The sequence below is a fragment of the Halorhodospira neutriphila genome (genome assembly GCF_016584055.1).
GTDB classification, from domain to species: domain Bacteria; phylum Pseudomonadota; class Gammaproteobacteria; order Nitrococcales; family Halorhodospiraceae; genus Halorhodospira; species Halorhodospira neutriphila.
The window spans coordinates 1-6726 of record NZ_NRSH01000117.1 but is presented as its reverse complement, the minus strand read 5'-3'; the positions used below and the strand labels follow the sequence as shown (position 1 = coordinate 6726).

Here is a 6726-nt window from a genome sequence, read left to right as displayed (position 1 = left end):
TACCCGCGCCGCCCCGGGGCCCTGCGCCGGGACGAGCCGCTGGCGCTCCGGGTCGATCTCCCCGGCCTGGGCCGCGACTACAACCACCGCCGCCGCAGGGAGCCGACCTGGGGCGCCTACGCCGGCGGCGAGCCCCACAACCCCGGCCGGCCCGCGGACATCGGCCCCCGCGTCCCCGGCTGCCGGCCCTGCCGCTAGGCGGGCGTCACTCCAGGCCGGCGGCGAGCTGGTGGAACTGCTCGCCGCTGTGGACCAGCTCGCTCCAGCTCCCCTGCTCCACGATCCGCCCCTGGCTGAGCACCAGGATCTGGTCGCAGGGCTTGACCGTGCTCAGGCGGTGGGCGATGAGGATGATGGTCTTGCGGCTCGAGAGGTTGTGGACCGCCTGCATGACGGCGCGCTCGGTGGCGTTGTCGAGGGCGCTGGTCGCCTCGTCGAAGACCAGCACCGGCGGGTCGCGGTAGAGCGCCCGGGCGATGCCGATGCGCTGGCGCTGGCCGCCGGAGAGGCGCACGCCCCGCTCGCCGATCACCGTGGCGTAGCCCTGCGGGAGCTCCCGGACGACGAAGTCGTGGAGATTGGCCAGGCGCGCGGCGCGCTCCACCGCGGCCTCGTCGACCTGCGCCGGCGGGACGCCGAGGGCGATGTTGCCGCGGACCGTATCGTCGGCGAGGAAGATGTGCTGCGGGACGTAGCCGATCCCCGCCTGCCAGCGGCGCAGGTTGGCGCTGTCCACCGGCACGCCGTCGACCCGGATGGCCCCGTCCTCCGGGCCGAGCAGCCCGAGGAGGAGGTCGACCAGGGTGCTCTTGCCCGCCCCCGAGGAGCCGATCAGCCCCACGGTGCTGTTCGCCGGGATCCGCAGGCTCAGGCCGTGCAGGGCCGGCTCGCTGCTGCCGGGGTAGCGGTAGGTGACCCGCTCCAGCGCCACCTCCCGGTGCGGGGCCAGCGGCTCGAGGCCGCTGTGGGTCTGCGGCAGCGGGAGGGAGTCGGCGTGCTCCCCGAGGTCCGCGAGGAGGGCGTCGATGGCGGGCATGACGAAGCGCAGCTTGGCGACGGCGCCGAAGACCTTCTGGAAGGCCGGCACGAGCCGCTTCGCCGCCATGGCGTAGACGCCGAGCACCGGCAGCACCGCGGCGATCCCCGAGCCGTCGGCCATCAGGTAGAGGATGAGCAGGAAGACGCCGCCGACGGCGACGGCCTCGATGGCGTACTGCGGCAGCTGCCCGAGCAGCGTGGCGTTCGCCTGGTGGCGGGCGAAGTCGCGGGCGGCCTGCCGGTAGCGCTGCAGGTACGGCCGCTCCTGGCCGAGCAGCCGGATCTCCTTCGCCCCGGCGAAGGCCTCGCTCACCGTGGTGAAGCGCTCCTGGTTCGCCGTGACCCGCTCGGCGCCGATGCGCCGCAGCCAGGCCTTGGAGGCGAGGAAGATCAGCCCGTAGATGGCGCTCATCGCGCCGGCGGCGATCAGCGCCAGGCCGGGCTCGACCGTCAGCAGGAAGCCCACGATGGCGAGCGCCAGCAGGCTGTTGCTCACCAGCTGCAGGGCGGGCATGACGCCGCCGGTGATCACCTGGCTCGTCTCCTCGAGGATGGTCTTGGCCAGGTCCGAGGAGTTGCGCGTCACGAAGAAGGTGTACGGCCGGCGCAGGTAGTCGGCCATCAGGCGCCACGAGAGGCTGAACTGGCGCATGTGGACGAAGCGGGTGGTGGCCCACTGCGTGGCGGCCTGGACCGCGTTGCCGAGGACGATCAGGGCGAAGGCCACGGCGCCGAGGAAGAAGAGGAAGCCGCGGGTCTCCTCGAAGCCGAGCAGCGTGAAGGCCGCGCTGAGCCACTCGTTGCGGTGGATCGTCTCCGGGTCGGCGAGCACGGAGAGGAAGGGCATGACCGAGGCGATGCCGAGGGTCTGCACGGCGGCGTTGACGATGGTCAGCGCCAGCAGGCCCAGCGCCATGAGCCGCTCGCGCCGGTCGAGCAGGGCCAGGAGCTTGCGCACCACCTCAGGCATGCTCCCCCCGCGAGCGCTCAGGCTCGAAGTACATGCGGCCGAGCTCGCAGCGCCGGGCCGTCTCCTCGATCCGCCGCACCTGCTCCGCGCCGAGCTCCTCACGCCACCTGGCGAGGGCCGAGGTCGGCGGCCGGACGACCCCGAAGTACCCCGCCCCCTCGGCGGGGGCGGCCTCGAGCGAGCGGATGAACGCCTGGCTCTGCGGCTCCCAGCTCAAGCCCGCATCGGCGAACAGCTCGCGGGCCGTCGCCTCGAGGCGCTGGCAGAGGTGCTCGTAGTGGACGAGCCGGTAGCGGGGGCTTCCCCTCATCTCGGTGTAGACGCGTTGGTTGACCGCCATCCACTCGAAGGTGGCCTGCTCCTCGAAGCTCGCCGCCTTGAGCGCCTCCCGGCTCCAGCCGTAGCCGTCGCCGTAGCCGGCGTCGAAGAGCGAGTCGATGTAGTTGCGCGCCCCCATCACCCCCTTGTGGATCCCCCGGAGCCTCGAGGCCACGACGGCGGCGGGGTGGCGGACGATGTGGAGGACGCGCAGCCCCGGCACCGCCAGGCTGAACAGCCGGGCGCGGCCGAGGGAGTTCACCGACTTGATCACCACGACCGAGTCCGGGTCGTGGCGGGGCAGCGGGGAGGCGGGAGCGAGGACGAGTGCGCCGCGACCCAGCCCCGCGCGCTCGACCCCCTTGGCGGCGTAGACCCCCAGGCGGAAGATCTGCTTGCCCAGCGCCGAGCGGTAGCGCTTGTCGAAGACGGGGGTGTGGCCGTAGACCTTCGGCGTCCGCACCGCCTCGAGCCGCTCCAGGTAGCGCCCCGCGCGGGCGCGGTAGGCCTCGAGCTCGTCGCTTGCGGGCAGGAAGGGCAGCTCGGCGTCCACGAGTACGGAGTCCGGCTCGTGGAGGTAGACGACCCGAGGGTGGCTGTCGAGGAGCTTGGCGAGGAAGGTCGTGCCGGAGCGCCCACTGCCGACCACGAGCACAGGAGCAGCCGCTGTCATCATCACCCTTTCAGTGGCGCTGTCAGGCTAGAAGGCGGAACGCCTCCCGCTCCCCGCAGTATGGCCTACCTCAACGGCATCTGCGGGGAGGGCTCGCCTGCGTCCGGGCCGTCTTCCTCTAGACTGAGTGAAGCGTGTCCTTCGCCGGCTTCTGCGGTGGCATCCATGCGGCTGCTCTTCATCAGCGACTACCACCTGCCTCAGGCCCACCGGGGCGTCGAGGTCAACACCCACGCCCTGTGCACCGCCCTGCAGGCCGAGGGCTGCTCGGCGGCGGTGCTCGCCCGGCTGCGCCCCCAGGGGCTCCTCGGCGCCTGGAGCCGGGCGAAGCTGAAGCTCTCCTCGCGCCGGCGGCTGTGGACGGCCGAGCGGCTCGCCGGCTACGCCACGTACCGCGCCTGGCGGCTCGAGGACGCCCTGGAGGGGGTCATCGCCCACGCCGCCCCGGACGTCGCCGTCTTCCAGGGCACCGACCGGGCCGCGGCCGGCGCCGCGGCGGCCTGCGGCGTGCCGGTGCTGCTCTACTTCCACATCATCCCCCACTGGCCCGACGTGCCGGCGCTGCCCCGCGGCCGCTACCTGGCCAACTCGCGGTTCTGCCAGCGGCGCATGGGCGAGCGCCACGGCATCGACTGCGCCGTCGTCCCGCCCATCGTCCCCGCCGAGCCCTACCGCACCCGCGTCACCCCCGAGGAGGTGACGGTCGTCGGCCTCTCCCGCGACAAGGGCGGCGAGATCGTGCTCGGCGCGGCCGAGCGCCTCCCCGAGATCCCCTTCCGTATCTTCGCCAACGACCCGCACGGGGGCGGGCGGGGCGACCGGCTGCTCCAGCGCGCGGCGCAGCTGCCCAACGTCCGGCTCAACCCGCCGCAGCACTCCAACGCCGCCCTCTACCGGCGCAGCCGCCTGATCTTCGCCCCGAGCCAGTGGGAGGAGACCTGGGGGCGCGTGGTCACCGAGGCCCAGGTCAACGGGATCCCCGCCATTGCCAGCGACCGCGGGGGGCTCCCGGAGGCCGTCGGCGAGGGGGGGCTGTGCCTCCCCCACGACGCCCCCGTGGGCGAGTGGGCACGCGCCATCGAGGAGGCCTTCCGGGACCCGGTCGCCTACCAGCGCTACCGCGAGGGCGTCCACCGATCCCGCGCCCGGCGGATCACGGCCCCCGAGTCGGTGACGGCGGCGCTCCTCGGCCAGGCCCGGCGGCTCGTCGACACCGCCGGCAAGGCGGCCCGGGCGCCGGAGGCCTCGCCGTGCTGACCGTCGCCTTCGCCTCCCACAACGGCGAGCGGACGCTGCCGCGCATGCTCGAGGCCCTCACCGAGGTGCATCCACCGCCCGGGGGCTGGAAGCTCCTCGCCGTGGACAACGCCAGCACCGACGCCACGGCGCGGATCCTGGAGCGCTACCGCCAGCGCCTCCCCCTCGAGCGCCTCCACCACGGGCAGCCGGGCAAGAACGCGGCGCTCAACGCCGCCCTGCCCGCCCTCGAGGGCGAGCTGGCGGTCTTCACCGACGACGACGTCCTCCCCGCCCCCGACTGGCTCACCGCCCTGGCGGACGGCGCGCGGCGCTACCCGGCGCACGATCTCTTCGGCGGCCGCATCGCCCTCGACTGGCCCGCTCCGCCCCCCGAGTGGCTCACCCGCCACGTCAACCTCGCCATCGCCTACGCGCGGACCGATCCGGCGTGGCCGGAGGGCGACATCCGGGCGGACCTGATCTGGGGACCGAACATGATGGTCCGCACGCGGGTGTTCAGCGCCGGGCACCGCTTCAGCGAGGCCATCGGCCCCCGGGCCGGCGGCTCGTACATCATGGGCAGCGAGACCGAACTCACCACCCGGCTGGCGGAGGCCGGCTACCGCGCCTGCCACATCCCGGCGGCGCGGGTCGCGCACATCGTCCGGCCGGAGCAGATGGAGCGGCGCTGGGTCCTCGAGCGCGCGGCCCGCTTCGGGCGCTCGCTGGCCCTCGCCGACGCCACCGACCCGCAGGCCCGCCAGGCGCCCCGCCTCCTCGGGGCCCCGCGATGGCTCTACCGCGCCTTCCTGCGCCGCCGCCTGGAGGCCGTCGCCAAGGGGGAGGCGCTCCGCACGGGGGCCTCCATCGCGCCCCTGTGGCAGGCCCACGTGCTGAAAGGCCGCATCGCGGAGGGCCGGCGGATCCACCGCCGCGCCCCTTGAGCCGTACCCCCCTGGGTCGCCGCCGAGTCCCGGATGATGCCAGAAGAGAAGCTCCACGGCGCCGATCAGGAACTTGTACAAGACGTGGCCGATTACTTCCGCCTGGCCTTGGTACCGGATCTCGATGCGGCTGAAAACTGGCTGCAAGGCCTCCGTGAGGCCGCCGAATCGGCCAAGAGAAAAAGGCAAGAGTCCCCAGAGTATCTATTCAAAGCGCTGCTCCCCGGCATCATCGATACCGGCATGAAGGAGACCGGGCGAAGATCAATCCTGATCCCGCTCACCGGCGGGCTTGACTCGAGGGGCCTGCTCGGCGCCGCACTACAGACAGCATCGAGGCCGAATGTATCGGCGCTGACCTTCGCGGGCCAGAGCACCACCGATCTGGAAGTCGCCTCAGCGACGGCGCAGCGAGCGGGTGTGAGGCACCACATCGCAGACCCCAACGGGATCGACTGGCGGCTCGAGGACGTCGTCCAAGAGGCGGCCCACAACTTCTCGCTCAGCAACGTCTGCTGCACGGAGAGCGGCTTGCGCGCCAGCCTACTGGTTGATCGGTACACAACCTCCGATACCGCGATCCTCTCCGGCTTCTTCGGGGACGCGATCACCGGTGGGCACTTGCCCTTTGCCAATGAGAAGGCCAGCGGCACGGAAAGGCTCATCGGCCTCTTCCTCCAGGCCAATCAGGGGCACGGCGTAGAGTTGATCCGTAGCTCCTACGATGAGCAGCGCATCCGGGATCTGTGCCGGGGATTACTCCGCACTCAGCCGGCCTGGAAAAGTTTCCCGGGGGCGTCTCCTTACGACATCTTAGATTTCGGCATCAGGCAGGGACTCCGGATTCGGGGCAACGTGCCCGGCGACAAACGGGCCATGCTCACCCCCTACACGGATCCCGCCTGGTTGGGCTTCTGGCTCAGATCCCCCTTTGCGTACCGCATCGAGCAGAGCTACTACCGGTACGCGCTCAAGTCCGCTTTCCCGACTATTTTTGAGGACGTCCCAGGAGAAGGGGCGTGGCGCCCGCCGCGGAGCGCCTATTACCGCGCCGCTCGCAAGAGGCTCCGCAAGGCCCTCCGCAAGTACGCCCGGCCACCAGCCCCAAGCCCCACGTGGACCCCGAGGTTCCTCAAGGAGCGGGGGGACCCGCGGCTGAACGCCAGCCTGGAAAGGCTTTACCAGAAAGCCGCAGAGGGCTTTGATAAGCGGGGGGTTTTCCAGGACTGGTCGGCAAGCGCTGCGCTCGAGCGCTTCTTGCAAGGCGACGTGCGGCACTATAACAGCGTGCACGCCGCGGTTAGCGCGGAAGTCAACATCCTCGCCGGCAACATCCCTGCTCGCTGATCTTCTCCCAATCACGGGAGGCGCGGGCCGCCTACGGAGCCCCGCGGCCCCGCCCGCCGCTCTGCCCAGAGCGGCGCCAGGCAGCGCCGAGTACCGCCCGGGGCAGCCGCCTGACCAGTTGCGGGTGGGCGCTGACCGTGCGCGCCAGCGCGCCCTTGGGGAGCTCCCCCCGGCGCTGCGCGGCGAGGCGGAGACGG

General features: G+C 72.1%; 5 protein-coding genes and 1 pseudogene. 4 read left to right on the top strand and 2 right to left on the bottom strand.

Annotation, left to right across the window (positions count from 1 at the left end; translation table 11 throughout):
* Positions 1 to 198, top strand: a pseudogene (locus tag CKO13_RS09610) (hypothetical protein); the annotation flags it as partial.
* Between the two features lie 7 nt (positions 199 to 205).
* Here the strand turns inward: CKO13_RS09610 and CKO13_RS09605 are convergent.
* Both CKO13_RS09605 and CKO13_RS09600 read right to left on the bottom strand, forming a co-directional pair.
* Complete coding sequence (locus tag CKO13_RS09605; RefSeq protein WP_200260122.1) at positions 206 to 2008, bottom strand: ABC transporter ATP-binding protein; 1803 nt, start codon at positions 2006 to 2008, stop codon at positions 206 to 208.
* Positions 2001 to 3002: a sulfotransferase gene (locus tag CKO13_RS09600; protein ID WP_242467984.1), complete on the bottom strand. Its 1002-nt coding sequence runs from the start codon at positions 3000 to 3002 to the stop codon at positions 2001 to 2003. Before CKO13_RS09600 ends, CKO13_RS09605 begins: the two co-directional genes overlap by 8 nt.
* A gap of 162 nt (positions 3003 to 3164) precedes the next feature.
* Between CKO13_RS09600 and CKO13_RS09595 the strand changes: the two genes are divergently transcribed.
* Genes CKO13_RS09595 through CKO13_RS09585 form a run of 3 tightly spaced genes read left to right on the top strand, consistent with a single transcriptional unit; the run spans position 3165 to position 6529 of the window.
* On the top strand, positions 3165 to 4256 hold the full coding sequence (locus CKO13_RS09595; protein ID WP_200260116.1) for a glycosyltransferase: 1092 nt from the start codon (positions 3165 to 3167) through the stop codon (positions 4254 to 4256).
* Positions 4250 to 5182 carry a glycosyltransferase gene (locus tag CKO13_RS09590; RefSeq protein ID WP_200260113.1) on the top strand — a complete coding sequence of 311 codons (933 nt, stop codon included), beginning with the start codon at positions 4250 to 4252 and terminating at the stop codon, positions 5180 to 5182. Before CKO13_RS09595 ends, CKO13_RS09590 begins: the two co-directional genes overlap by 7 nt.
* A 33-nt stretch (positions 5183 to 5215) precedes the next feature.
* Positions 5216 to 6529, top strand: a complete 1314-nt coding sequence (locus CKO13_RS09585; protein ID WP_200260110.1) for an asparagine synthase-related protein — start codon at positions 5216 to 5218, stop codon at positions 6527 to 6529.
* The last annotated feature ends 197 nt before the right edge of the window (positions 6530 to 6726 follow it).